At 52.1% G+C, this 25,879-nt stretch carries 16 protein-coding genes; 10 read left to right on the top strand and 6 right to left on the bottom strand.

Translation table 11 applies throughout. The annotated features are described in order from the left end of the window. Positions 1 to 24 precede the first annotated feature (24 nt). Positions 25 to 1,890, bottom strand: coding sequence for an ATP-binding cassette domain-containing protein (locus tag ACJJIB_RS13360; protein WP_444886420.1), 1,866 nt, complete (start codon positions 1,888 to 1,890; stop codon positions 25 to 27). Between the two features lie 163 nt (positions 1,891 to 2,053). Between ACJJIB_RS13360 and ACJJIB_RS13365 the strand changes: the two genes are divergently transcribed. Then, entirely contained in the window at positions 2,054 to 4,057 is a 2,004-nt protein-coding gene (locus tag ACJJIB_RS13365) for a transglycosylase SLT domain-containing protein (RefSeq protein WP_444886421.1), read from the top strand. Positions 4,058 to 4,187: 130 nt separating this feature from the next. On the opposite strand, the gene ACJJIB_RS13370 is transcribed toward ACJJIB_RS13365, so the two are convergent. After that, positions 4,188 to 4,445 carry a glutaredoxin family protein gene (locus ACJJIB_RS13370; RefSeq protein ID WP_444886422.1) on the bottom strand — a complete coding sequence of 86 codons (258 nt, stop codon included), beginning with the start codon at positions 4,443 to 4,445 and terminating at the stop codon, positions 4,188 to 4,190. Continuing rightward, positions 4,442 to 5,323, bottom strand: coding sequence for an FHA domain-containing protein (locus tag ACJJIB_RS13375; RefSeq protein WP_444886423.1), 882 nt, complete (start codon positions 5,321 to 5,323; stop codon positions 4,442 to 4,444). Before ACJJIB_RS13375 ends, ACJJIB_RS13370 begins: the two co-directional genes overlap by 4 nt. A gap of 329 nt (positions 5,324 to 5,652) precedes the next feature. Here ACJJIB_RS13375 and ACJJIB_RS13380 point away from each other — a divergent pair, with 329 nt between their 5' ends. Beyond that, positions 5,653 to 6,585, top strand: coding sequence for a PP2C family protein-serine/threonine phosphatase (locus ACJJIB_RS13380; RefSeq protein ID WP_444886424.1), 933 nt, complete (start codon positions 5,653 to 5,655; stop codon positions 6,583 to 6,585). A gap of 17 nt (positions 6,586 to 6,602) precedes the next feature. Beyond that, a complete protein-coding gene (locus ACJJIB_RS13385; RefSeq protein ID WP_444886425.1) occupies positions 6,603 to 8,975 on the top strand; it encodes a bifunctional serine/threonine-protein kinase/formylglycine-generating enzyme family protein in 2,373 nt (790 codons plus the stop codon). Positions 8,976 to 9,176: 201 nt separating this feature from the next. On the opposite strand, the gene rlmKL is transcribed toward ACJJIB_RS13385, so the two are convergent. Further along, on the bottom strand, positions 9,177 to 11,375 hold the full coding sequence (rlmKL, locus tag ACJJIB_RS13390; RefSeq protein WP_444886426.1) for a bifunctional 23S rRNA (guanine(2069)-N(7))-methyltransferase RlmK/23S rRNA (guanine(2445)-N(2))-methyltransferase RlmL: 2,199 nt from the start codon (positions 11,373 to 11,375) through the stop codon (positions 9,177 to 9,179). A gap of 423 nt (positions 11,376 to 11,798) precedes the next feature. Between rlmKL and rmf the strand changes: the two genes are divergently transcribed. Continuing rightward, the gene (gene rmf / locus ACJJIB_RS13395) at positions 11,799 to 12,050 is read left to right on the top strand and encodes a ribosome modulation factor (RefSeq protein WP_444884593.1); all 252 of its coding nucleotides are present in this window, start codon (positions 11,799 to 11,801) and stop codon (positions 12,048 to 12,050) included. A gap of 139 nt (positions 12,051 to 12,189) precedes the next feature. Here the strand turns inward: rmf and ACJJIB_RS13400 are convergent, their stop codons facing one another. Both ACJJIB_RS13400 and ACJJIB_RS13405 read right to left on the bottom strand, forming a co-directional pair. Beyond that, positions 12,190 to 13,227 carry a quinone-dependent dihydroorotate dehydrogenase gene (locus ACJJIB_RS13400; RefSeq protein ID WP_444886427.1) on the bottom strand — a complete coding sequence of 346 codons (1,038 nt, stop codon included), beginning with the start codon at positions 13,225 to 13,227 and terminating at the stop codon, positions 12,190 to 12,192. Between the two features lie 130 nt (positions 13,228 to 13,357). Continuing rightward, complete coding sequence (locus ACJJIB_RS13405) at positions 13,358 to 18,274, bottom strand: NAD-glutamate dehydrogenase (protein WP_444888931.1); 4,917 nt, start codon at positions 18,272 to 18,274, stop codon at positions 13,358 to 13,360. Positions 18,275 to 18,589: 315 nt separating this feature from the next. Between ACJJIB_RS13405 and ACJJIB_RS13410 the strand changes: the two genes are divergently transcribed. The 6 genes from ACJJIB_RS13410 (at position 18,590) to ACJJIB_RS13435 (ending at position 25,859) form a co-directional block, all read left to right on the top strand. Beyond that, entirely contained in the window at positions 18,590 to 19,561 is a 972-nt protein-coding gene (locus tag ACJJIB_RS13410) for an AAA family ATPase (RefSeq protein ID WP_444884591.1), read from the top strand. After that, positions 19,561 to 20,532 (top strand): DUF58 domain-containing protein, encoded by a 972-nt coding sequence (locus ACJJIB_RS13415; RefSeq protein WP_252081977.1) that lies wholly within the window; start codon positions 19,561 to 19,563, stop codon positions 20,530 to 20,532. The genes ACJJIB_RS13410 and ACJJIB_RS13415 overlap by 1 nt, the downstream gene beginning before the upstream one ends. Before the next feature lie 100 nt (positions 20,533 to 20,632). After that, the gene (locus tag ACJJIB_RS13420) at positions 20,633 to 21,184 is read left to right on the top strand and encodes a DUF4381 domain-containing protein (RefSeq protein ID WP_444886428.1); all 552 of its coding nucleotides are present in this window, start codon (positions 20,633 to 20,635) and stop codon (positions 21,182 to 21,184) included. Further along, a complete protein-coding gene (locus ACJJIB_RS13425; RefSeq protein ID WP_444886429.1) occupies positions 21,177 to 22,214 on the top strand; it encodes a vWA domain-containing protein in 1,038 nt (345 codons plus the stop codon). Before ACJJIB_RS13420 ends, ACJJIB_RS13425 begins: the two co-directional genes overlap by 8 nt. Beyond that, on the top strand, positions 22,214 to 24,091 hold the full coding sequence (locus ACJJIB_RS13430) for a VWA domain-containing protein (RefSeq protein ID WP_444886430.1): 1,878 nt from the start codon (positions 22,214 to 22,216) through the stop codon (positions 24,089 to 24,091). Before ACJJIB_RS13425 ends, ACJJIB_RS13430 begins: the two co-directional genes overlap by 1 nt. 64 nt (positions 24,092 to 24,155) lie before the next feature. Beyond that, positions 24,156 to 25,859 carry a BatD family protein gene (locus ACJJIB_RS13435; RefSeq protein WP_444886431.1) on the top strand — a complete coding sequence of 568 codons (1,704 nt, stop codon included), beginning with the start codon at positions 24,156 to 24,158 and terminating at the stop codon, positions 25,857 to 25,859. The last annotated feature ends 20 nt before the right edge of the window (positions 25,860 to 25,879 follow it).

Here is a 25,879-nt window from a genome sequence, read left to right on the forward strand (position 1 = left end):
CCCCTTCTCTCCAATACTCAAACCTTACTCTTCGCCCCCCTCCAACTCCGACCATCGATCAAAAGCGGTCTCTAATTGAGTTTGCTTCTCCGCCAGTAAATTGAGCCGGTTTTGCACCTGGGCTTGCTCCTGTTGATAAAAAGAAGGGTCTGCTACTTCAGCCTCTATAGCGCCAATTTCAACTTCAAGCTGTTCAATCAAGGCTGGTAAGCCATCCAGTTCACGTTGCAACTTATAGCTGAGCTTCTTTTTCTTAACCTGAGGCTTGTCCGCTTCGACCGGCTTCGCTTTCACCTTGCCTTCGGGGACTTTTTCCTCTTTTGACTCCTGTTCAAAGCTACCCCCCTGGCGAATGAAGTCCGCATAACCACCCACATACTCTCGGATACGACCATCTCCCTCAAAGGCCAGACAGGAATCCACAACATTATCGAGAAATGCACGGTCGTGACTGACTAATAACACTGTGCCTGTGAATTCCAGAAGTAACTTTTCAAGCAGCTCCAGGGTTTCTACATCCAGGTCGTTGGTCGGCTCATCGAGCACCAGAATATTGGCTGGCTGACTGAATAATTTCGCCAGAAGAGCCCTATTGCGCTCACCACCACTCAACGCACTTACCTTGGTCCGCGCTTTCAAACCGCTAAAGAGGAAATCGGACAAATAGGACATGATGTGGCGACTTTTGCCGCCAATAGTGACAGAGTCGCGCCCTCCACCAACATTATCCAACACGGTAAGTTCTGGATTTAATTGGTCCCTGCGCTGGTCAAAATAGGCTACCTGCTGCTTTGTACCCAAACGCACCTGACCGGACTGAGGCTGAAGGTCCCCGAGCAACACTCGAATTAAGGTGCTTTTACCAACCCCATTAGGACCAATCAATCCCACCTTATCACCGCGCATTAAGGTAAATGAAAGGTCGCGAATCAGGGGGGACTCATTGGGGTAGGCAAAGGTAACGTTACTAAGCTCAGCCACCAACTTACCGGATGTTTCTCCACTATCGAGAGACATTCTGGCAATGCCTTGTTGAGTTCGGCGCGCCTCTCTCTGGCGCCTGAGTCCTTGCAAGGCCCGAACCCGCCCTTCATTACGGGTGCGTCGCGCCTTGATACCCTGGCGAATCCAGGCTTCCTCCTGGGCTAGCTTTTTGTCGAATAGCGCCTCGTTTCTGGCCTCTTCTTCTAAAAGTTTCTCTTTTTCTTCCTGGTAACGCCCAAACTTGCAGCGAAAAACCCGTAGGTATCCACGATCCAAATCCCAGACTGTACTAGCCAACCGCTGCGCCAAAGCACGATCGTGGCTGACGAACAATAACGCGCCCCTAAAAGTATCGAGGAATCCTTCCAACCACTCCACAGCGGCAATATCCAAATGGTTGGTGGGCTCATCGAGAATGAGCAGATCGGGCTCTGTAACCAGCGCGCGCGCGAGAGCTGCACGGCGCTGCCAACCTCCAGAGAGATCAGCCACGGATTCATCAGGACTCAAGCCGAGGCGGTCGAGCACGCTATCTACTCTAGGCAGGAGATCCCAGCCGTGCTCCGCTTCAATTTTGGCCTGTAGCTCGGCCGATGGATCCTCTCGATAACCAGCCAATACACGCCCTATAGGGCCCAGACCCTCGGCAACATATCGGTAGACAGAGTCGAGACAGCCTGCGGGTAACTCCTGCTCAAGGGTCGCCATAACCATCCCACTCGCGCGCACAATCTCCCCAGCATCTGGGTCCACCTGCCCCGCAATTAAACGCAACAGGCTGGACTTACCCTCTCCATTGCGGCCAACAAGGCAAATACGATCGCCCCGCTCAATTTTTGCACTGACGTTTTCAGCAAGCACCTGGGTCCCGTAACGCAGACTGACCCCATCCAATAGAAGCAACATAATTAGGCACTACAATTAACAGACCCGGTTAACATTCTCGCTAGTTAGTTGAATGAAACGAAAATTGATACTTCGGGTCCTGTGAAAAATTCGCTATTTTACGCTTTTTTGCCAAGCCGTCTCATAAACTTGCGCGACCAGACTCAACTTTGGGGTTACTGTCATGTCAGTTAGCACAAGTCGACTCTTCCAGTTTATTGCCCCATTAATGGTCTGGATCTGCCTCAGCGCCCAGGCAGAGCCACAAGCATCATCGAAGGAGTTGTCTCAGCAAGACAAGCCAGCCACAGGTATATCTAACCAGCGCCAGCTATTACAACAAGCCAGGATAGCGATCAAATACGGCAATAAAAAACAGTTAAAGCAATTGAAAGCCAAGTTGGCGAATTACCCTCTAGTGCCCTATCTCGACTACTGGGCGATCGGAAGAAAATTGCGCCAATTGCCTCTAAAAGATATTGATCGCTTTCTCGCTGAGAATCAGGGAACAGCGGTGGGTGACTGGATGCGTATTAGGTTGCTTAGAGAGCTAGGGCAACAGAGACAATTTCAGACCTACCTAAAATACTTTCAACCTGAGAAACACAAGCGCGCGGCACTGCGTTGCTATTATGCCGACGCACTGTTTCGCCATGGCAGCAAAGACAATGCCGATCAAGTAACCACCGAGCTCTGGCTGGTTGGGCACTCACAAGTAGAGGAGTGTGACCCAGTTTTTGCCCGCTGGAAGCGCAATGGCGGCCTAACCCAGGAAAAGATTTGGTCCCGCCATTTACTCACCCTAGAAGAGGATAACCTTGAACTCGCTTCCTATATCGCCAGGAAAATGGACAAACCCTTCCAACAAAGAGCAGGCCTGCTAAGGGAGGTGCACAAATCACCTAAGCTTCTTCTCAATTACCCCCGCTTCTTACAGTCACCGGAGCATCACAGGGAAATTATTCTGCATGGATTGCATCGATTAGCTAGGGAAGATGCAGCCGTCGCTGAACAGGCATGGCAGCGCTATAGTGCCAGCCTCCTGTTTAACGATAAGGAGCAAGCCAATATGCTCCGCCATCTGGCTCGACAATTTGCTCGTCAAGACGATACCCAGGGACTGCTACAACTGACCAAGAATCACACAATGGATGATGGATATTCCATTGAATGGCTGGCGCGGCAATCCCTGCGAGAGCTCGACTGGGAGCAGGTTGCCTTTTGGATTGATCGCCTGCCACTCGAACGGCAACAGCGCGATCGCTGGCTCTACTGGAAAGCCCGCTCACTGGAAGAACTTTATGGTAAAGCGCAGTCTGGCGCAGCCTCCCTGCTCTATCGAAAAGCTGCACGGGAACGCAGTTACTACGGTTTCCTTGCTGCCGATACCCTCGGACAAAATTACAGCTTTGTAGATCGCCCCGCGCCAATCACGCCAATTCAAGTGCAGCAGATGGCCCAGCACACCGGCTTACAAAGGGCACGTGAATTGCAGGCTATTGGTGAACTATTCCATGCTCGGCGTGAGTGGAGCTACGCTACTCGGGAAATGGATCACGAGGAGCTATTAGCCGCGGGCAAAGTGGCAAGCGCATGGGGTTGGTATCACAAATCCATTCAATCTGTTCTTGCGGCAGACTACCTGGATGATCTGGAACTCCGCTTCCCCCTGGCCTTTGCCGATATTGTAGAAAGTGTAAGTGAGCAGGTTGGACGGCAGAGCACGCCTCTAGAGCCCTATATGATTTACGCAGTTGCCCGCCAGGAAAGCCACTTCAGCCACGACGCCAAATCACGGTCTGGCGCATTGGGCCTAATGCAATTGCTACCCTCTACCGCACGCGCAACGGCAAAGCGCGCCGGTGTACGCTATCGACGCAGCTGGGATCTACTAAGCCCCAAAACTAATATTGCCCTTGGCAGCTTTTACCTGAGCACCCTGTTAAATCGATTCGATAACAATCGCTTCCTCGCCGCTGCCGCTTACAACGCGGGGCCAACGCGGGTTGCCAAGTGGTTAAAGGAGACTCGTCAGCGTCTGCCACACGATGTCTGGATCGAGACGATTCCCTATAGTGAAACAAGGAATTATGTACAGAATGTACTCGCTTATACGGTAATTTATGCCTATCGGAGCGGCACCAAGCTGCAACTTCTCAAGGCGCATGAGGCAGGGAATAAACTTTAAGGTGCCTCAGAATAACCTTACAAACCTCTGCCCTAACTTTGATACCGTTTGATAGAAATAGAGCCCCCCCTTGGGAATCCGAGTCATTAGGGCTTAAGGTGGGAGTTATCTCCCAATAAATGAAGGGCGCCTAACCAATTCGTTTGGCTAACCAGGCTTGCAGCTGCGATTGCTGAAAGGGCCATGCATAAGTGTCTTCAGGATCACCGAGCCCCACCACGGGTATCAAAAGACTAAAGCGCTCGAATAAATTGTCATCATCGGCAATATCTACCTCCCTTAAACGCAACCCAAACTGCTCGAGCAGGGGCCATATTTCCAGCTTGGCCTTTTCGCACAGGCTGCATCCAAGGGTGGTATAGAGCAGCAATTCATGGGGCGAACTCATGAGAACACTCCCTGGTTATTAACCCAAAAATATCCGGCAGCACCGGCAACCAATAACAGAGTCAAGCCCAAGGCTTTTATAGGGATACGTGGCTGAAGTTTTTCCTCCTGGGGCTCAGCCATACTTGGGCTCTCTTCCCGCAGCCCGGCGATAGAAGCCGAGAAGGATCTCTGAGTGACATCTTCAGCTGCCACTTCACCTGAGCCAATTTTTGGAGACTTCATAAGATGTGAAGAGATTGCAGGGCGCACTGCAGTGCGATCAAGATCATCCACAGGGCCCACAACAGAAAAACTCAACGAATCAAACCGCAGCTCATCGCCTCTTCGCACACGGCTTTCCGTGATCCGTCGACCATTGACGAATGTCCCGTTGGCCGAGCCGAGATCAATTGCGAACAGCAACCCTTCACGCACCTCCAACCTTGCATGACGACGTGAAAGGTGTGACAAGGAAAACGTGATATCGCACTCCTCAGAGCGCCCCACCACCGCGCCACCCTTCACAGGAAACACTTTCCCCGCTATCGCCTTGTGATTTGCCCGTAGCGCCCAGGCGGTATTTTTCGACTTGCTCGAATTAAGCTTTGTTACTTTGGGGTCAATAATTTGTAGTGTTCGAGTACCGATTGTTATCTGATCGTTCAGCTTGATTCGACAGGCTGATGCCATCGGCTTCCCATTAACCAGTACATGGGAGTCTCCAGAAACATTCCCCAGGGTAAGCTGCCCCCCCTTAATCGCGATCTTTAGATGTAACTTCGCAATCGAGTCATCCGGTATACACAGATCACAACCCTGATCTCGCCCCACCGTTACACCGGGGGCTACCAGCCAAACACTCTGGCCAGAATCGTTTACATCACAAAGTTTTAGCATTGATCACGCTCCTCAGCCCTAAGGAGACTGAATATAGGGCAGCCTAAATAAAGGGGCTGTCCCAATTAACAGTAAAACCTGAAAAAAATTTGCAGATTGAAGATAAAACCGAGTTTAACACGGGCAATATCATTAGCGTGTGATTGGGTTTGCAGCTTACAATGGCGCAAAGGTCTAATATCCGGCTCAGGCAGGGGTGACCAATTCAGCTGCCATTGGTGTCGTTGGGTAAAGTACACTTGCAGCACCACAAGGAAAAGACGGATCTTTGCCAAATCGGCTATCACCGTCAGTTACGATGAGAAACCATAACAGGTAGTTGCACGCCAGTGAGTGAAGCCAAAGTTCGCGAGGTATCGCGGCACAGCGAAGCAGTTCAACACACCCCAAGTGCTACACGTAGCGCTGGCGCCACTCATCCCGGCTACCGGCGAGAGCAGAATGAAGATGCCTATTGGGCTGATGAGGAAAAAGGCATTTGGGTTGTCGCCGATGGTTTGGGCGGACACCACGCCGGCGAGATTGCCAGCCAGACCGTAGTAGAAGAAATCCAACAATGTACGGCAACTGATCGCCACTATGAGCGTGCCCTACAAAGGGCCCACGCCCTACTGCTAGGTGATGAGCACAGCACTGCCAATATGGGCTCAACCGCAGTAGTGCTCGCCGAGGAAGGCGATTACTATCACATCTATTGGGTTGGAGATAGCCGAGCTTACCTCTGGACACCGGGCGACAAAAACGGCGAACTCAGCCAACTGACAAGTGATCACTCCTATGTTCAGATGCTGATGGATTCTGGTGCCATCAACTCAGAGGAAGCCGCAACCCACCCAAATCGCCACGTTATTACCCGATGTATCGGCGGTAGTACCAACCCCAAGCTCGAAGTTGACCGGGTATCTCATCGCTGGAGCTCAGGACAAAAACTTCTACTTTGCAGCGATGGACTCAGTTCCGAAGTACCCAATGAAAAAATAAACCGGATCATCGCTGAAAACCCCAATAACCACCAAATAGTTGAGTTTCTCATAAACGCAGCCCTTGATGCCGGTGGCAAGGACAATATCACCGTTCAGGTTATCGAAGCACCAGCTATCGCCCCTCCCCCAAGCTTTTCGCAAGAATCTCACAGCAGCACTGCACAAAACAAAACTAATGGTGACAGCCAAAGTAATAGAAGCTGGCGACCACTTCTGGCCTTACTTGCTGCTTGCGGAGCAATTGCCGCACTGGCAGGCGGAATATTCCAGCTATTTTAACGAGGCCATAGCACACCATGGAGCTCGTAAAGAGTGGCAATTCTTCGCTACAAATCCCCGGCTATCGCATCCTCCGCAAAATTAACCAGGGTGGCATGTCCACGGTATACCTAGCCATTCAGCGCAGTGTCGGCCGCCAAGTGGCCCTCAAGGTTATGTCGCCGGTTCTCAATGCCGACCCGATTTTCAGTGAGCGATTTCAACGGGAAGCCAACATTGTCGGACAGCTCTCCCATCCAAATATCGTTGGTATCCATGATATTGGACGCTACCGCAGCCTTAACTATATCGCCATGGACTATATGGCTGGGGGCTCTGTTTCTGAAAGACTCGCCAAAGGGCCATTGGAGCCACTGGAAGCCCTCAATGTTGTACGCCAAATCGCCATGGCCTTGGACCACTCCCACAGCAAGGGGTATGTGCACAGGGACCTAAAACCAGAAAATATACTGTTTCGGGAGGATGGCTCTGCCGTTTTGAGTGATTTTGGCGTGGCGCGCGCTGTTGCACATACCACAAGAATGACCAATAGCGGCATGGTGGTAGGCACACCACACTATATGAGCCCCGAGCAGGCCAGAGGTAATGCTATTGACGGCCGGGCCGATCTCTACAGCCTAGGTGTTGTCTTTTATGAAATGCTCACTGGTGCTGTCCCCTACCAAGCAGAGGAAGCGGTGGCTATTGCCATCAAGCACCTGACCGACCCCATCCCAAAGTTACCTGCTCGGCACGCGCTATACCAGCCGATCATTGATCGCGCCCTGGCCAAAGAGCCGGCCAAACGATTTCAACGGGGCTTGGATGTCGCAGATGCAACCGATCAGTTAGTTGCAACCCTAGCCGGCAAGCCCAGCCAGCAAATCAGCCAGTTAAACAACGCCTCTGTCGGTGTTTCCAGTCTAGCCCGTGCACTTTTTCTCACTCTGTTGAGCAGCCTCCGGGATCGCTTTATTAAAGGCTGGCAGGTGAGACTGGAGAACCCCCAGCAAGTGGACTCCGTACGTAAAGATCAGGATACCCTGGTGCGTTTACGACAGCTGGTCAGTGAACCAACAAAGCACAGGCGCCCATGGACACTAACCGCCATCACCACCATCACCGCCATCACCGCCATCACCGCCATCACGCTACTCTTTGGCTGGAGCGTTCATAGCACTTTCAGTGGTAAGGAAACTTGGCTTAGCCAGATCACTTTATCCGACAGCGCAAGACGCCATACCTCCGATACTACGCCCAGCACGCCCAGCGCCGATCGCTCTGAAGAAGTACAAGTCAGAGATGTAGAGAAGCCTCCAGTTGAAGATCTGGTACAGACACAAGGGCAGGAGATCTCTCAAGGTGATTCAGTTAACAATCAATCCCCGGATAATTCACTATCGGGCAATCTACCCACCCAAAACTCGGCTGTGCTTTCACAGGAGCAGCCAAGCTCAGTACCAAAGTTTGCATTTACGGTCAAAACTGAGCCTGAAGATGCCCGCGTACGTATTATGAATATAAGTCCGCGCTATGCACCGGGTATTCAACTAGAGCCCGGGCGATACGATGTAGAGGTCAGCAAACCCGGCTATGACCGCTATCGTAATTGGATCATTATTGAGGATCAGAACCACCAGCTTTCGGTAAAGCTACAAAAAGCCTATTTTGCCGGAAAGAAAATACGCTCCAAACTCTCCTCCGGCGGTCAGGGCCCTCAGATGATCGTAGTAGGCTCGGGAGAATTTATGATGGGCAGCAATAAGCGCAGTAATAGCCGCCCCGAGCATCAAGTAAAAATTCCCAAACCCTTTGCCATTTCAACTCAAGAAATCACTTTTGAGGATTACGACCGCTTTGCTCTCGCCACAGGGACCAATCAGCCCAGTGACTCAGGCTGGGGCCGAGGGAGGCGACCGGTCACCAATATTACCTGGCGGGACGCACAAAAATATGTTGAGTGGCTTTCAGAGCAAACGGGACAAAAATATCGTTTGCCCAGCGAGGCCGAGTGGGAATATGCAGCCCGCGCGGGCACTGACCAACCTTTCTGGTGGAAAAGCAGCGATGCAAGGGGAAAAGCCAATTGCAGGCGCGGATGTGACAGTGAATTTAACAGTCTCTTTATCACGAAAACCGGACCGGTAGCGAATTACCAAGCCAACCCTTTTGGACTATACGATACGGCCGGCAATGCGGCAGAGTGGGTGCAAGACTGTTACCAACCCGGTTATGATAAAAACCACAACACATCTGCACCACTGAAAATCAAAAACTGTCAGTTACGCAGCGTTCGCGGTGGCTCAATGCGGGACCCATCTAGCAGAATTGGGGCAGATTATCGCAAGGGCCTCAATGAAAATAGTCGTGCAAAGGATGTAGGAATACGGATTGTTATGGAACTTTATTGACCAACCCCAGGCTACTTTCGAAGCAAAAAATAACCCTAATTTTCATTGAGCCTCTGCCAATGGCTTTTGATTTACACCAACCAAATAGTGATACAGAAATTCTTTATAATCTAACCTTATGGCTGCCAGCAGCGGCAACACTTCCCTGTGCCGCATTAACTCACTGCATCATTCAGACCCTAGGCTAGCAGCCAACTCCCACTACTTAGCCCGAACTTCCCAAACGTTGTGGATTTTAGGGTTGCGTTGAAAATCCTTATCCAATAACTGTAAAGGCTGCACAGCAAAGGCATCTGTCATCGCCACATCCATTTTAAAACTGCGCAAATTATTGGAAAAAATCAGAGTGCCCCCCGGGGCCAATAATGCCATGCATTGGCTGATCAGCTTGGCGTGGTCGCGCTGAATATCCAGCACTCCGCGCATTTTGGCCGAATTGGAAAAGCTCGGGGGATCGAGGAAGATCAGGTCGTAATGGCCTTTGCGATTTTGTTGGGCCGAAGCCAACCACTGCAGGCAATCAGCTTCCACCAGCTGGTGCTTATAAGGATCCATACCATTTGCACGGAAGTTTCGCGCAGCCCAGGATTGATAGGTTTTGGACATATCCACACTGGTACTTTGTACGCTGCCACCCAAAGCAGCTTGTACAGTGGCTGTTGCGGTATAGCAAAACAGGTTGAGAAATTTCTTCCCAGAGGATATCTCGCGCAGGTGCTTTCTCACCGGGCGATGATCTAGGAACAGCCCTGTATCCAAGTAGCGCCATAAATCCACTTCCAGCTCAGCGCCGTACTCCTGCACCTGCAAGCTAGCCCTTTCGTCAACCTGTTTTTGATACTGGCCAGCGCCCTTTTGGCCACCTTTATGGCTGTGGCGGCGACGCTCCTTGATACTAATTTTCCCTCTAGGCAGCTCCAATACGGATTGCACGGCTCTCAACAGATCCCTTAACCGATTGCGCGCCTTACCCTCATCAATACTGGCCGGCGGGCGGTACTCCTGGAGGTGAGCGTAGAGCTCCCCTTCTAAGGTGCGATATAAATCTACTGCAGCGGCGTACTCCGGTAAGTCAGCATCGTAGAGCCTATAACAGTCAATGCCGTTTCTGGATGCCCACTTGCCTGTTGTGCGCAAATTTTTGCGCAATCGATTGGCCACCATTTCAGCTTCTGGGGAGAGCTTGCGTTCCTTGGGTGCGCTCTCGGCCTGCCCCCCCTGTTCGCGCACCTGAAACAACAACAGCTGACTGGGGATTGAGCCGTTATATAACTGGTAGTGCTTGTGAGAGCGTAGCCCGGTGGAATACCCCAACTCAGGGTTGCCGGTAAAAATTCCCACCTGCCAACCGGGAAACTCCGCCTTTAACTGCTTACCCAACTCCGCGTAGGTTTCTCGCAGAGCCTCCTGCTCCCCAAGGCGTTCACCATAGGGGGGGTTGGTCAATACCAAACCAGTATTGATCTCTCGATGACTCGGAACCTTGAATGCGGCGACCGGCCGGCAACTTACCCGCACCTGGCGCTCCAATCCCGCCCTATCAATATTGGCTTCGGCAGCAAATAGCACCCTAGCATCGGCATCATAACCGCGAATTTCCGGCAAAGGCTTCTCCAAACCGGCAACGCGACACTGTAGAGCCTCTTCACGAAGCTCATTCCAAATATCGCTCTGGTGGTTGAGCCAGCGCTCAAAACCAAAACTCTCACGGAAGAGACCCGGAGCAATATCAGCAGCCATCATGGCCGCTTCAATCAAAATAGTGCCCGAACCACACATTGGATCCAGCAGAGCCCCGCCCTCAGCCGCAATCTGCGGCCAACGAGCGCGCAATAACAGGGCTGCAGCCAGGTTTTCTTTGATGGGGGCAGCACCGATATGCGTTCGGTAGCCTCTTTTATGCAAGCTATCCCCACTGAGATCTATGGCAATATCCAGCCTGTCCCGCTGCAGTCGCAAAGCCACAGTCAGGTCGGGATTGTGCTTATCAATACTCGGTCTCGCCCCGGTTTTATCACGCAAGCGATCAACGATGGCATCTTTTGTTTTTTGGGCTCCGAACTGACTATTACGGATTTCCCGATTGGTCCCCGAAAACTGCAACCACAGTTTGCCCGAAGGGCCAATATGCTCTTCCCAAGGCTGTGCAGCCACCGCCCGGTAGAGGTCTTCAGCATCACCGATGCGAACCTGATCGAGTTGCAGCAAAATCCGATTTGCCAGGCGACTCCACAGACAGCAACGATAAGCAAGCTTCAAGGAGCCTGCAAAATGTATGGCTGCAGGCTGCTCCCGAAGGACCTTAGCCCCCAGAGACCCAAGCTCTACAGCAAGTAAGCTTTCCAACCCTTTCGGACATGTCGCAGTAAACTTAAATTCTTCTATACGTGAGTCGATCAAAACTTTTACTCGATAACCCCTAGCATAAGGGGGATAAACATGGCGCCTCTTGGCGCAAATTAGATTTTCAAGAGCCTGGTAGACATACCAAGGGGTCAGTATTCCCCTCTACAGGCCAGATTTTCTGGCGCGATTATCCCACTTTGTAGCGGCGGAGCCTACGTAGTCGGGATATCTTGCTAGTGTCTACACAGTCACCCCGACTTTTAAATGCTTCTCTGTAGATATCTTGAGAGCGATGCCCAGCCATTTTCCGATTTTGCTCTCTCCACCATATTCTTGCTATGTGGGAAGCGATAGGAGTCACACAACTGCCCGCGCAAAAGTTTCGCTAAGCTTTAATTGTCGATGCAACAAAACCGTAATAAGCATCCAACGGACTGCGCCGCAGTTCGTAAATCTACAAGCAGAGGTGCCGTATAGATGAAACGCCAAAAACGCAATCACGCCGACAGGGCTTTCTACAAAGGGTATTTGGCAGCCCTGAACAATAAGTCTATAGATAGCTGTCCCTTTGTCGAAAATGACCCACACCAGGAGTGGGTAAACGGCTGGCGTGAAGGGCGGGAAGATTACTGGAATGGCTTTGACAGGACTACCAAGGCGCAAAAACTGGAAATCTATGGCGCCATTTCCACCGATATTCAATATCCAGACGGCTGGAGTACTATTTAGCCTGCGGGAAAGGTGCAGGTTCACCTGCACCTTTTACACGACCACCACCAGGCTGCACCTGCACCCCTCTGAACCCGTTCGACGATAAAGATGAATTCAACATCTCAATCTAGTTTTATAGGACCAGGCAATACTGGCGCTATTCACCAGCTGAGCGACGACGCTCCATAGCTATAGACTCCACCGCTTCGCGAACAAGCTGCGGTCCCCGGTATATAAACCCGGTATAAACCTGTACGGCAGTTGCCCCTGCGCGAATTTTTTCTGCTGCACTGTCACCGTCGAAGATTCCACCAACACCAATAATAGGGACCTGCTTGTCCAGAGCCTTCGACAGCTGCGCAATAACCTCAGTGGAGCGGTGCTGTAGAGGCTTACCACTCAGCCCACCCTGCTCGTTACCATGGGGCAGATTAGCCACAGATGACTTATCAATGGTGGTATTAGTGGCTATGACGCCATCAATACCGTATTCGCAAAGAGCCTCAGCGATCTGCTCTATGGCATCCCCTTCGATGTCTGGCGCGATTTTTACCGCAACGGGCACGTAGCGGTCGCTCTTTTGGGCCAGTTCCGCCTGCTTCTCCTTGATACTTCCCAGCAGCCTGTTGAGGCTCTCACCAAACTGCAGGTCCCGCAGCCCCTTGGTGTTCGGCGAAGAAACATTGGCGGTGATGTAATCCGCATAGGGATACACCTTTTCCATACAGAGCCGGTAATCATCCGCCGCCTTTTCTACCGGAGTGTCGAAGTTTTTACCAACATTGATTCCCAAAACACCCCTGTAACGGCGGTGCTTCACTCTGTCGATTAAGTAATCAACTCCCAGGTTGTTAAACCCCATACGGTTGATAATGGCACCCGCCTCTTCCACACGGAACAGTCGTGGCAACGGGTTGCCCGGCTGTGGGCGTGGGGTCACGGTGCCAACTTCAACAAAACCGAAACCCAAAGCACCCAAACCGTTAAAAGCCTGGGCATTCTTATCCAGTCCTGCAGCCAGACCAACAGGGTTAGGTAGAGTCAACCCCATCAGCTCTACCGGGTCGTGAGCGACTGCCTGTTTGAAAAAAGACATCAGGCCAAGGCGCTCAACGGCACCAATTGCATCCAGAGAGAGGTGGTGGGCCCGCTCGGGATCGAGCGCAAACAGAGCTTTACGCAGAGTTGAATACATACCTTTCCTTACGTGGGGACTGAACCCGTCCGCCAGGAGTCAACGAACGGAGATAGAATTTCATTGCCACCCGTGAAATAGCGCCAAGGAGAACTAACTCCCTAGCGCTATTTCCCGAACTCACTTCGGCCTACTCAGCCAGGGTTTCGCGGTCTGCAGTTGCGTGGGCAAGGTACATCAACTCGCGCAGCGCTACTGTAAACATCGCAAAATCACCGACGGCAGCTGCCTTCAGCTCGGCAATCATGTTGTGCCAACGCTGAATAGCCGGCGCCATAATAGCGCCCCAGCGCAACATTGCACTATCTACGTCCAATTTCTCCACGGTGGCAAGGCGCAGGATATTCACTGCCAGGGTGGCGAGCTGGCTGTCTAAGTCATCCATACTCGTTTCGCGTGCCTGGGCTTGCCAGAAGCTGTCCACCGGTAGATCGACAATCAAATTGCCAAACCAGTGTAGATTCAACTCGTCAGAGAGGCTGAAATAGACTTTGGCCACCTCTTCTACAGGGCGGTCACTGGCATAAGCAGATTCGGAAATGCCCAGTGCCGAATAAAGGTAGGTCGGGGATGCTGATAGCAGGGCAATCTCCTCTGGCAGCCCCGCCTCTAATAATTTTTGGTAGCGCTGTTCCCACTCACCCAGCGGACCACCACTCAGGACTTTCGGCAGGGCCTTGATCACCCTCTGCACCTGAGACTGGAACAGTGCGCAGTTTTGCCCAGGCTCCAGATCACTGCGACGATTGCGCAGGAACCAGCGGGTGGCACGGCGGACCCGACCGATCATGGAGTTGAGCAACTCGGTCTGCAGCTCGGCCGGTACTTTGTAGTCCAATTCAGCCAGTTGCTGCTGGAATTCCACCATCTTATAAACATCGCGGGCACTGATATAAGCCGCCGCGACATCATTGACGTCCGCGCCTGTTGCCGTGCTGATGCGGTTGTAGAAGGTGATTCCCATGCTGTTCACCATTTCGTTGGCCACCTGGGTGGAAACGATCTGGCGCAGAAGGGGGTGCTCGTAAACCTGGCCCTTGTAGCGCTCAACCAATGCCGAAGGAAAAGCGGATTCCGCGGCTTCACGCACCCGGGGGTTATCCGTGATTTCCGCCTCTTGAAGCTCCTCTTTTAACTTCACCTTCACATAAGAAATCAAAACGGAAAGTTCCGGCCGGGTCAGGGTCTGCCCCTTATGTACCCGATCGGAAATCTGCTCGTTATCGGGGATAAACTCCAGAGCCCGATTCAGTCGACCGTCATCTTCCAGGGTATTAATAGTGCGGCGGTATTCGTCAAGGCGTTTGGAAACCTGGTATTCCGCCACACTCAATGCACGAGTTTGATCATAGTTATTGTGCAGCACCAGATCACTCACGGAGTCTGTCATACCATGCAGCAGCTCATTGCGCTGTTTCTCGGTCAAGTCACCGTTAGCAACCACTTTATCGAGGAGAATCTTAATATTCACCTCATGGTCGGAACAGTCCACTCCTGCCGCGTTATCGATAAAGTCGGTGTTACAGCGGCCGCCATTGAGGGCAAATTCGATACGTCCCTGTTGGGTCATTCCAAGGTTGCCACCCTCACCAAAAACTTTGGCACGCAACTCAGCACCATTAACCCGCAGGTGGTCGTTGGATTTGTCACCCACCTCACTGTCGGATTCAGTCCCGGCTTTCACATAAGTACCGATGCCACCATTCCAGATTAAATCAACCGGCGCACGCAGTAGTGCACTGATTAATTCGTTTGGCGTGAGTCGGTCTTCTTTGATATCGAAGGCTTCTTTCATCTCAGGTGTGATGCTAATGGCCTTCACCCGGCGCTCAAAAACACCACCCCCCTTGGAAATGAGAGTGCGATCGTAATCCCTCCAGCTGGAGCGAGGCAGCTCAAACAGGCGCTTGCGTTCTTCAAAGCTAGCCGCTGCATCAGGGCTTGGGTCAATAAAAATATGCATGTGGTTGAAGGCAGCCTTCAACTGAATATGCTCAGATAGCAACATACCGTTGCCAAAGACATCCCCACCCATGTCGCCAATACCGATGACAGAGAAGTCCTCTTTCTGAACATCCACCCCCATCTCGCGGAAGTGCCTCTGTACAGATACCCAGGCACCGCGTGCGGTGATTCCCATCTTCTTGTGGTCGTAACCCTGACTACCACCTGAGGCAAAGGCATCCCCCAGCCAAAAACCATAGTCCTCAGCAATACCATTGGCGATATCGGAAAATGTCGCAGTTCCTTTATCTGCAGCCACTACCAGGTAGGGGTCATCCTCATCCCTGCGCACCACTTGCTTAGGCGCTACTATCTCACCATTTTTCAGGTTGTCGGTGATATCTAGTAAACCGCGAATAAAGGTTTTATAACAGGAAATGCCCTCTTCCAGCATGGCTTCACGACTGCCATCCACCGGAGGACGCCGCACAACAAAACCGCCCTTGGCCCCACTGGGAACAATCACGGCATTTTTTACAGCCTGGGCCTTTACCAGCCCCAACACCTCGGTGCGGAAATCTTCTAAACGATCGGACCAACGCAAGCCACCGCGGGCCACCTTACTACCGCGCAGGTGAACACCTTCCACTCTGGGAGAGTAAACGAAGATTTCAAATTCCGGGCGAGGTTCGGGAATACCGGGAATATCCCGCGGGCTGAATTTAATAGAGATGTAGTCTTTAGGCTGTCCGTCAGCACCCGCTTGGAAGAAGTTGGTCCGCAAAGTAGCCAAGATCAATTCGAGATAACGACGCAGCACCAAGTCTTCGTTGAGGTTTTCAACAGCATCCAAACCGTCATGAATCTTAGCGATTAATCGCTCAACTCGTGTTTGCTCCTGCTTGCCACTGCTAAGACGCGGGTCAAACAATGCGCGGAACAAAGCCACTAGGTTGCGGGTAATTTCAACTTGATTGGCCAAAGTCGCAGCAATAAAGCTCTGGCTAGCGCTAGATTTTGTTTGTTTCAAATAGCGGGCGTAGGCACGCAACATAGAAACCTCTCGCCAATTCAGGCGAGCCGCCAGCACCAGGCGGTTAAAGGCATCACTTTCCGCAGTGTGATTCCAAATAGCAGCGAATGCATCCTGGAACAGCCCGCGCGATGCTTGGGCATCAACTTTTGTTGGAAGGCCAAACTCCAGGTGGAACTCATGCATCCATACATCACTACTGCCACAAGGGCGAATGGTATATGGGAACTCCCCCATAACCCTAAGACCGAGATTTTCCAATACTGGGATCACATCGGAGAGGGTTAAGCCGCTACCCCAGTTAAATACCTTAAAGCGCAAACTGCCCTGGGCCGCACCTACCGGCTGGTAGAAACTCATGGCCACCCGGTTGTTTTCGTTGAGATTCTGGATTGCTGCCACATCCTGTACAGCGATACGCGGCTCAAAATCCTCACGGTAACCAGCGGGAAAGGCACGACCAAAGATACGGAAAAGTCGATTACCCTCTTCCTCTCCACTGCTTTCAACTAAGGATCTTTGAAAAACGTCTTCCCAGGAACGGGTAATATCCACAATCTGCGCCTCCAACAGCGCTACATCTATATCGACAGGTTCATCGGGCGAGATGCGGAATACAAAATGCACACGCGCGAGAATGGATTCAGAAAAATAAGTCGTAAAGTCCGATTCTTTGGCTTTAATTGCCTTGGAAATATGGGAGCAGATCAACTCACGTACGTTACTGTTGAATTGATCTCTCGGCACATACACGGTGGCCGTAACAAATTTTCCAAAAAGGTCTCTGCGCATAAACAGGCGAACATGAGCGCGCTCATTCAAACTGAGCACTCCCATCACCACTTTAAACAGGTCCTGACTACTACTTTGGAACAATTCATCGCGGGGGAAGGTATCCAAAATACGGCGCAACGCCTTGCCATCGTGGCCATAACCGGAAAGGCCACTGGACTCAATAATGGAGGCCATCTTACGTCGGATAATCGGAATTTTGGCTGGGCTTTCCGTATACACAGGGGAAGTGTATAGCCCCATAAATGCCGACTCTCCAATTACCTCACCCTCGGCGTTGTAACGTTTGATCATCACATAATCTGAGTAGGCGCTGCGATGCACACGGGATTTCACTGAGGATTTGGCAAAAGTCAGATAGTTCGGGCCCTGGTAAAAGCGCTGCTTACCCTCGCTAAAGGCGGCTTCAAGCATTGGTGCAGCAGACTCTTCCAGTTTTTTGAAAATACCCAGGCGGCGATCTTCCACCTCACTGAGAATTTTCTTGTCATCAACCTGACTGAACTCGTATTCCCGGTAGCCAAGGAAGGTAAAGTTGCCATCGCGCATCCACTGCAGAAACGCACAGGCCTCGAGAAGATTGGTGTCGTCCTCCGAAACCCCGGCTTTCAGCTGCCCTTCCATACCCCCACAGGTCTCGAGCATCGGCGCATAATCATCCACTACCAGCTCTACATCACCTAGAACATCTTTTAGCGCCGCACTGAGTTCCGAGGCAAACTTGGCGGAAGTGTCATGGTTGACCTCAATATAAATGAGGGCCTCACTGACCAGCTTCGATCCCTTGGCGGGCTTATGATCCTTGGCCGTAACATGGTCGAAAGATAGGTTTGGAATTTCATCCCGCGGAGGCAGTAGATGTTTTAATTTACCACTGGCACTGCGCTCTAGTTTTAACACCGTACTCTTAATGGAATGAATAACCGTGTTTCTCTGGTTGACCTCCATACGCACCGAGTCCACCAGGAAAGGCATATCTCGCACCAATAGCCCAATAACAGTGTGCGAGCATTCCCAGCCATCGTCTTCCAGGCGTGGATTGAAGATGCGCACCTTGGGCAGGCCGTCAGAGCGTTGTTGGATAAAGTTCCACCAGGTGTAGATACAACCGTAGATATCTACCAGGCGTCGGCCCTGCAGGTCTTCCAGCGGGTACTGGTGCAGGAACTGCTGCGCAAAAGCCACTACTGGTTCTGCATCAGATGCCAACTTGTCGCGAATCAGCTCACAAATCTGTGCTACCAATTCTTCACGGCTTTCGGTAATCACCGTCGCCATATTCACGGGGAACCTCCCAATCTCATTTTTGTCACATCGAATCCAATGACTGTAGATCCGAAAAGATCGTCATCTCATCCCTGAAGTGCTGCAGGGACGAGTCCTAAAAATTAAACTTTCACGTAACCTTGTAAGTGGCACTGGTGCCACCGAAAAAATGTCGCCTAAAAAGTGGGCTCGGGCGCGGTGGTTGCCTCTTCCTCTGGTGCCGTTAAAATCAACAGGCCCCACCGCTTTGGCGGCGACTATATATAAAAGATGGTAGATAGCCACCCGAATGAATAGGGCGGGTACATTTGTAGAAGAAGAGACGCTATGGAAGCAAACCGGAATAACAGAGATCACATCATCGCACTGGGCGACTGGCTTAAAGAGCAGATCATAGGCCAGGAAACGCTGGTTAATCGCATTCTTATTGCTCTGCTTGCCGATGGACACCTGCTTGTCGAGGGGGCGCCAGGCCTGGCCAAAACCAAGGCGATTAAAACACTGGGCGAAGCTATTGAGGGTGACTTCCATCGAGTTCAATTCACGCCAGACTTACTGCCGGCCGATATTACCGGTACCGACATTTACCGGCCGGAAACCGGAGAGTTCCATTTTCAACCGGGACCAGTATTTCACAACTTGATCCTGGCGGATGAGATAAACCGCGCGCCGGCCAAAGTACAGTCGGCACTGCTTGAGGCTATGGCTGAGCGACAAATTAGTGTGGGTCGAAAAACCTATCCGCTGCCGCAATTATTTTTAGTGATGGCCACTCAAAACCCCATTGAGCAAGAGGGGACTTATCCTCTGCCCGAGGCTCAACTGGATAGGTTCCTCATGCAAGTGAATCTTGCCTATCCCGATGCCGAGGCGGAAGCAAAAATCCTGCGCCTGGCCAGATCCGAGGCCACCCTTGGCGAAAATCGCCCTACCGAAATCATTAGTCAGGAGACCATTTTTCAGGCTCGCAACCAGATTCTGGAAATGCAGATGGTCGAAGCCGTGGAAACCTATACTGTCCAACTTGTCATTGCTACGCGCGAGCCGGCGAAGTATGACAGCGAGCTGGCATCATGGCTAGATTTTGGTGCAAGCCCAAGGGCAACAATTGCACTCGACCGCTGCGCCCGTGCACGCGCATGGTTAGATGGCCGCGATTTTGTAACGCCCGATGATGTAATGGATGTAGCCCCGGATATTTTACGCCATCGCTTGCTACTCAGCTTTGAAGCCGAAGCCGCAGGTATCACTACCGACCAGGTTATTCAGCGCCTGCTGCAACAGGTGCCGGCTATCTGATGCACACAGCAACACCTCCATCAGATTTGGACCTGCGCGGCGCCTATCCGGAAGTCAACTCACTCGTACAAATGCGCTATGTCGCACGCCAGCTACAACTCTTTAAACCGCGCCTGGTACGTAGCGACCAGGCTGGTGGCCTTCTTACCCGCTACCGTGGGCGAGGTATGAATTTCGAAGAGGTACGAGATTACCAGGCCGGCGATGATGTGCGCTCAATTGATTGGCGTGTTACCGCCCGCACCGGCACTACCCACACCAAGTTGTATCAAGAGGAGCGGGAGAGACCCATTGTTATCCTGCTCGATTTGCGCTCACCGATGTTTTTTGGCAGCCATCGCGCCTTCAAATCTGTAGCAGCGAGCGGTATTGCCGCAGCGCTGGGCTGGGCTGGGCTGCAACATAGCGATCGCATTGGTGCCCTGCTCTTCTCGGATAACGACATCGATACAGTGCGCCCGAAACGCAGCCACCATGCCGTATTAGCGATGATTCACAGCGCGGTGGACAGAGCATCTAAATTACAGAGCCCTATCGCCGAGAATGGCAGCCAATCCATGCAGACTCTGCTGGAGGAAGCCCGCCGTATCGCTCGCCCCGGCAGTGCACTTTTTCTTATAAGTGATTGCCATGACCTCAATCAGGATTGCTCACAATCATTATATTTGCTGTCGAGACATGCGGATTTACAGGTACTGCGAATCACCGATCCGCTGGAACAGCATTTACCCGATCAGTCCCTGACAATTTCTGATGGCCGCCAGCGCACATTTTTGTACGCAGGCAACCGCCCCCTGCGTGAGCATTTTGCAGAGAAGCAGGCCCAGGCCCGCGCCGATGTTGAACAATTATGCCGGAGGCACCGACTTCCGCTTTTGGATTTTGACAATACAAAACCCATTGTTGGGGAATTAATGTCTTTTTACGGTTCACGCCAGCAAAACGGTTGGCATAAAAATAAAAGGCAGTAGCCGTGAGCGATAGACAGCACTCTATATTTTCGCCAAGCAGGCTTTATGTAATTGGAGCGATTAGCGCTACCAACAAAGTCATTCCAACGGAGGGGCAACTATGCTGAGAAAGCAGCAACAACTACAGCCCCCCTCGCCTGAGGCCCAGGAATTACTGGCACAACTATACGATATCCAGGAACCAGCACCAGTAAGCTGGTGGCCACCTGCTCCCGGCTGGTGGCTCCTAGCCCTATTAATCATGTTATCTCTGTTGGGAATTGCCCTATGGATCAGATATCGGCGCAAACAAACTGAGCGCAACCGCTACAAGGTTAAAGCGGTTAATTTATTGAATACGGTAGATATAAGCCGACCTGAGGCCACCGGGGAGATCAACGAAATTCTTAAGCGTGTTGCTGTGACCACTTATGGCAGAACCCGCTGTGGCAACCTCACCGGTAGTGCATGGTTAAGTTTTTTAGAACAGAGCGCTTCTCTGAAGTGTCCTGATGAGGCACGGACAGCATTGCTCGAGCAACTTTATCGCGGCACTTCCAAGCCAGAAAGCAGCCAGGCTTTTCAACAATACGCTATTCAGTGGGTCCTGCAGCATCAACTGTCGATGCAGGAACCTGAAAAACAAGTTAGTGAGGAACATGCCGGTGTTTGAGTTTGCCTGGCCCTGGGTTTTCCTGCTCACCCCACTGCCACTACTCGCGCGGTGGCTAATGCCCCGCTCAAAGCCATTGAGCAGTGCCTTAAAAGTACCCTTTTACTCTGAACTTTCCCAACGCAGTGGTGGGGAGCAAAGCAACTATCTCAATTTATTATTACTCACACTGATTTGGTTACTGCTGATCAGCGCTGCCGCGCGGCCTCGCTGGTATGGGGAGCCGATTTCCCAAGCCAGCAGCGCAAGGGATCTATTGGTTGCCGTAGACATATCCGGCAGTATGGAGACTCCCGATATGCTCCTTGGCGGGCGCCCAGCAATGCGTATTAATGCGGTCAAACAGGTAGTGGGAGACTTTGTCGAGCGACGCCAAGGCGACCGACTGGGCCTAGTGCTATTCGGCACCCGCGCCTACCTTCAAGCACCACTAACCTACGATCGGGAAACTGTAGGGACCCTATTGCGCGAGGCGCAAATCGGATTCGCCGGCCAGGGTACCGCTATAGGGGATGCTATAGGCCTCTCTGTTAAGCGCCTAACCCAGCGCCCAGCCGAACAGCGCGTGCTAATCCTACTCACCGACGGCGCCAACACTGCCGGTGAAGTCTCCCCACTGAAAGCCGCCGAACTTGCACAGCAAGCGGGCATTACGGTTTACACCATCGGTGTGGGTGCCGAAGAAATGGTTCAACCGGGCTTATTGGGCAGCCGCTATGGCAGCCGCAGAATTAACCCCTCCAGGGATCTCGACAGCAAAACCCTGCAGGCGATTGCCGATACAACGGGGGGGCGCTATTTCCGCGCTCATAACCCCCAGGAACTGGCAGAAATCTATTCGGAATTGGATGAACTGGAACCTGTGGAGCAGGAAGCAGAAAGCTACCGCCCACTGAAGTCCCTATTTGTATGGCCGCTTGGAGTAGCCCTACTCCTGTCTTCTATTTGGGCAGTGGCTCCTCTCACCACTAATTTCAGATATTCCGGCAACGACAATAAACAAACCACTAACAACGGAGGCCAGGCATAGTGAGCACCCCTGAGCTACTCCAATCGTTTCATTTTCTCCGCCCGTACTGGCTATGGCTATTAATCCCCGCAGCACTCATTTGCTGGGGCTTGGGCAAAATCGTTCTAAACAATGCCCAGCTACAAAAGGTGATTGATGCAGATCTTTTACCGCACCTTTTAATGCGCGGCGGTGCCAAGCGCCCCTGGTTATTCGGGCTAATCTTTGCATTACTCGCCGCCATGATTATCGCTATGTCGGGGCCCACCTGGAGAAAATTGCCGACACCGGTTTACAGTAATCAAGATGCCCTGGTGATTTTATTGGATCTGTCTCCCTCTATGATGGCGACAGATCTCGCCCCCAACCGCCTCACCCGTGCAAGATTGAAAATTCTGGACATTCTTCGTGAGCGCAAAGATGGCCTGACCGCCCTGGTAGCCTATGCCGGCGAAGCCCATGTGGTCACACCACTGACAGAAGATACCGCCACCATCGCCAACCTGGTCCCCGCATTATCGCCGGCCATTATGCCAGTACCGGGAAGCAATATTGAGATGGCCGTATCGACCGGCATTCGCCTACTCAGGGATGGCTCTGCGGGACGCGGGCAACTGCTCGCAGTTACAGACGGCATTGAGCCTGCGGCAGCGGATATCGTCGCAAAATCCCTGGCCGAAGCTGGAGTTGAACTCAATATCCTCGCTGTCGGCAGTGGCGAGGGCAGCCCAATCCCCCGCGGCAATAGCGGCGGCTTCGTCACAGATGGTAATGGCGCAATTGTGATTGCCAATTTTGACCCACGGGAGCTGCGCAAACTCGCTAGAGGCAGCGGCGGCCGTTACGCCAAGATCACCGTCAACGACGCCGACATAGAACACCTGTTGCCGCAAAGCGAAACCCCCGAGCAGGCCGAATTGACCGAGCGAGAATTCGACCAATGGCGCGATGAAGGCCCCTTGTTGATTTTACTCCTCCTGCCCTTTGCTGCCCTACTGTTTCGCCGTGGCACTCTCGCCTGCACCCTGCCCCTCGCCCTTTACTTGGGCCTACCGAGTGAAGGTCAGGCTTTTGAATGGAAAGACCTCTGGCAACGCAAAGATCAGCAGGGACAGGAATTACTCAACAAAGGGGAGTCTGCCGAAGCCGCCGAAACTTTCCGCAACCCGGAATGGCGGGGCACGGCAAATTATCGCGCCGGTGATTATGCCGCTGCTCAGCAAGACTTTGCCCAATTAAATGATGCGCAAGGCCTATACAACCTGGGCAATAGCCTAGTGCAACAGGGCGACTATGAGCGCGCCATTGAAGCCTATGACCAGGCTCTGGCCCAAGCCCCGCAATTCTCCGATGCGCAACACAATCGGGAAATTGCCGAGAAACTCAAGGAGCTTCAAGAGCGTCAACAACAACAAAACCAACAGCAATCCGGTGATCAACAAGAACAACAAGATAAGCAGGACCAACAACAGGAGCAGCAGGCCGGCAACCAACAGCAAAATCAACAGAATCAACAACAGGAGAGCCAACAGCAGCCCTCCTCTGGCGAACCTCAGCCCTCCGAGCAGCAATCCGGTCAAGAGCAGGAGCAATCAGACCAACAGCAACCTGAAAATGCTGAGCAACAGAAAAATGAACAGGAGCAGCAGTCTCAGCAAGGCCAACAGGGCGAAGAAGAGCAAAAAGAACAGCAAGGAAAGCCCCAACCCGCCGGCGCCGAAGAGCGCCAATTAGACCCAGAAACCCAGCAGGCTCTTGACCAATGGCTGCGCCAAATTCCCGATGACCCCGCCGGCTTAATGCGAGAAAAATTTAAATACGAAAGTCTGCAAAGACGCCGTGCCTATCGCAGTGGCGAGTGGGAGCCTCCTGAAAACGGCGCTACCCAGAGGTGGTAGAAAGATGCCCACAATGCACAACATTATTTTCGGCTTTAGATGTGACCAAACCCCAGGAAGGCTTATGGATAGCTTTTTTAGAAAACATAAACTTACTCGGCCACTAAACCTTACAGGACTTCATTGCCTGCTATTTTTTCTTGCTCTCTTTTGCCTGCCCACAAGCAGTTGGGGCAGCGACCTCAATGCCAGCGTGGACCGCAATAAAATTGGTATTGATGAGACCCTGAATCTGCGCGTGCGCTACTCAGGTGATGAAAATGGCGGCCAACCCGATTTCGAATTACTTGAGCCGGATTTCGATATTCTATCCCGTCAGCAATCCAACCAATATCGGGTAATTAATGGTCGTGCGGAAAGCTTCGTCGAATGGACGCTCACACTGGCACCAAAGCGGGAAGGAGAGCTGTTTATTCCCTCTCTGCACTATAAAGGACAAGTTTCTGATGCAATCCCCATAAAAGTCAGCGAAGCCGGTAGTGCACCCGACGGTGCCGATCGCAAAGCCTTTCTGGAGATCGAATTAGATAAAGATAAAGTCTACGTACAAGAACAGCTACTTGTTAAGGTGCGCCTATACACAACAATCGGTCTGCACGATATCGCCACCGAACCTTTACAAGTAGCCGGCGCCCATGTAGAAAAAGTCGACGAACAGCGCTATGAGCGCAAGCTCGGAGGTGTCAGCCATGCGGTATATGAACTCACTTATGCCGTTTTTCCCGATAGCTCTGGCCAGCTCTCTATCCCGGCAATGACTTATGTTGCGGTTGCCGGTCGCCGAGATCCTTTCTCACTGTTCAATCGCAACAGCCAGAGATTACGATTGCGCTCCCAGGCAAAAACTATTGAGGTCCTTCCCAAGCCTGACAGCTACAGCGGTGCCCACTGGCTGCCCGCTGCAAGTCTCGGAATCGTACAAAGTTGGAGCCAAAACCCAGATACCTTCACTGTCGGCGAGCCCATAACCCGTATTCTCACCATACGGGCAGAGGGTCTGCGTGCAGCCCAACTACCACCTCTCCCCAAGTTGGAAATTGAAGGCCTTAAAACCTACCCAGATCAACCACAACAAGAAGATCAGATAGGCCCAAATGGGGTAACAGGTAGCCGCATAGAAACTACCGCAATCGTCGCCACCCAGCCCGGTAATTATCAGCTACCCGCCGTCACACTCACTTGGTGGGATACCAAGAGCCAAAAACAGCGCGCCACCCAGCTCCCCGCCTTCCGCTTTGAAGTCAGCGGTACTGCTGCAGCCACACCCCAAACTCAAGAGCCGGGAAATCTCCCCACATTGGTACCTGGAACCACCACTTTGGAGGAGCAAGATCATTTCTGGCGCAACCTGGCCATAGCCGCACTTGCCTCCCACCTACTGTGGATTTTTTATCTCTATCGATATCGCCCCCAACGCCTGGAACAGTCCACAACGAGCGCCAAGCCAGCAAGAAAAATGCACCACGAAGCCAAGCTAAAGAAGGCTCTTGAAAGTGAAGACCCTAGACACATTCAACAGGCCCTACTCGACTGGCTTCAGCAACGCTGGCCACAAGTTGAGGGTAATAATTTAAGTGAGGTTTCGCACCAGTTAGGCTTTGAGGAGCTTCATGAGATCCAATCGCTGCTCAGCGCAGCCATCTATCAAGAACCTGTTAAACCACTAAATATAGTGAAGATAAAAGTTCTGGTTGATAGGTTGATGAGTCGAGAGGGTGGTATGGACAAGGCATCGGAGGTTGAAGAGTTACCGAAACTCTTCACCTGAACTTTAGTAGTGGGCTTGAC

The sequence above is a fragment of the Microbulbifer mixtoriginis (SeqCode) genome, assembly GCF_052467705.1.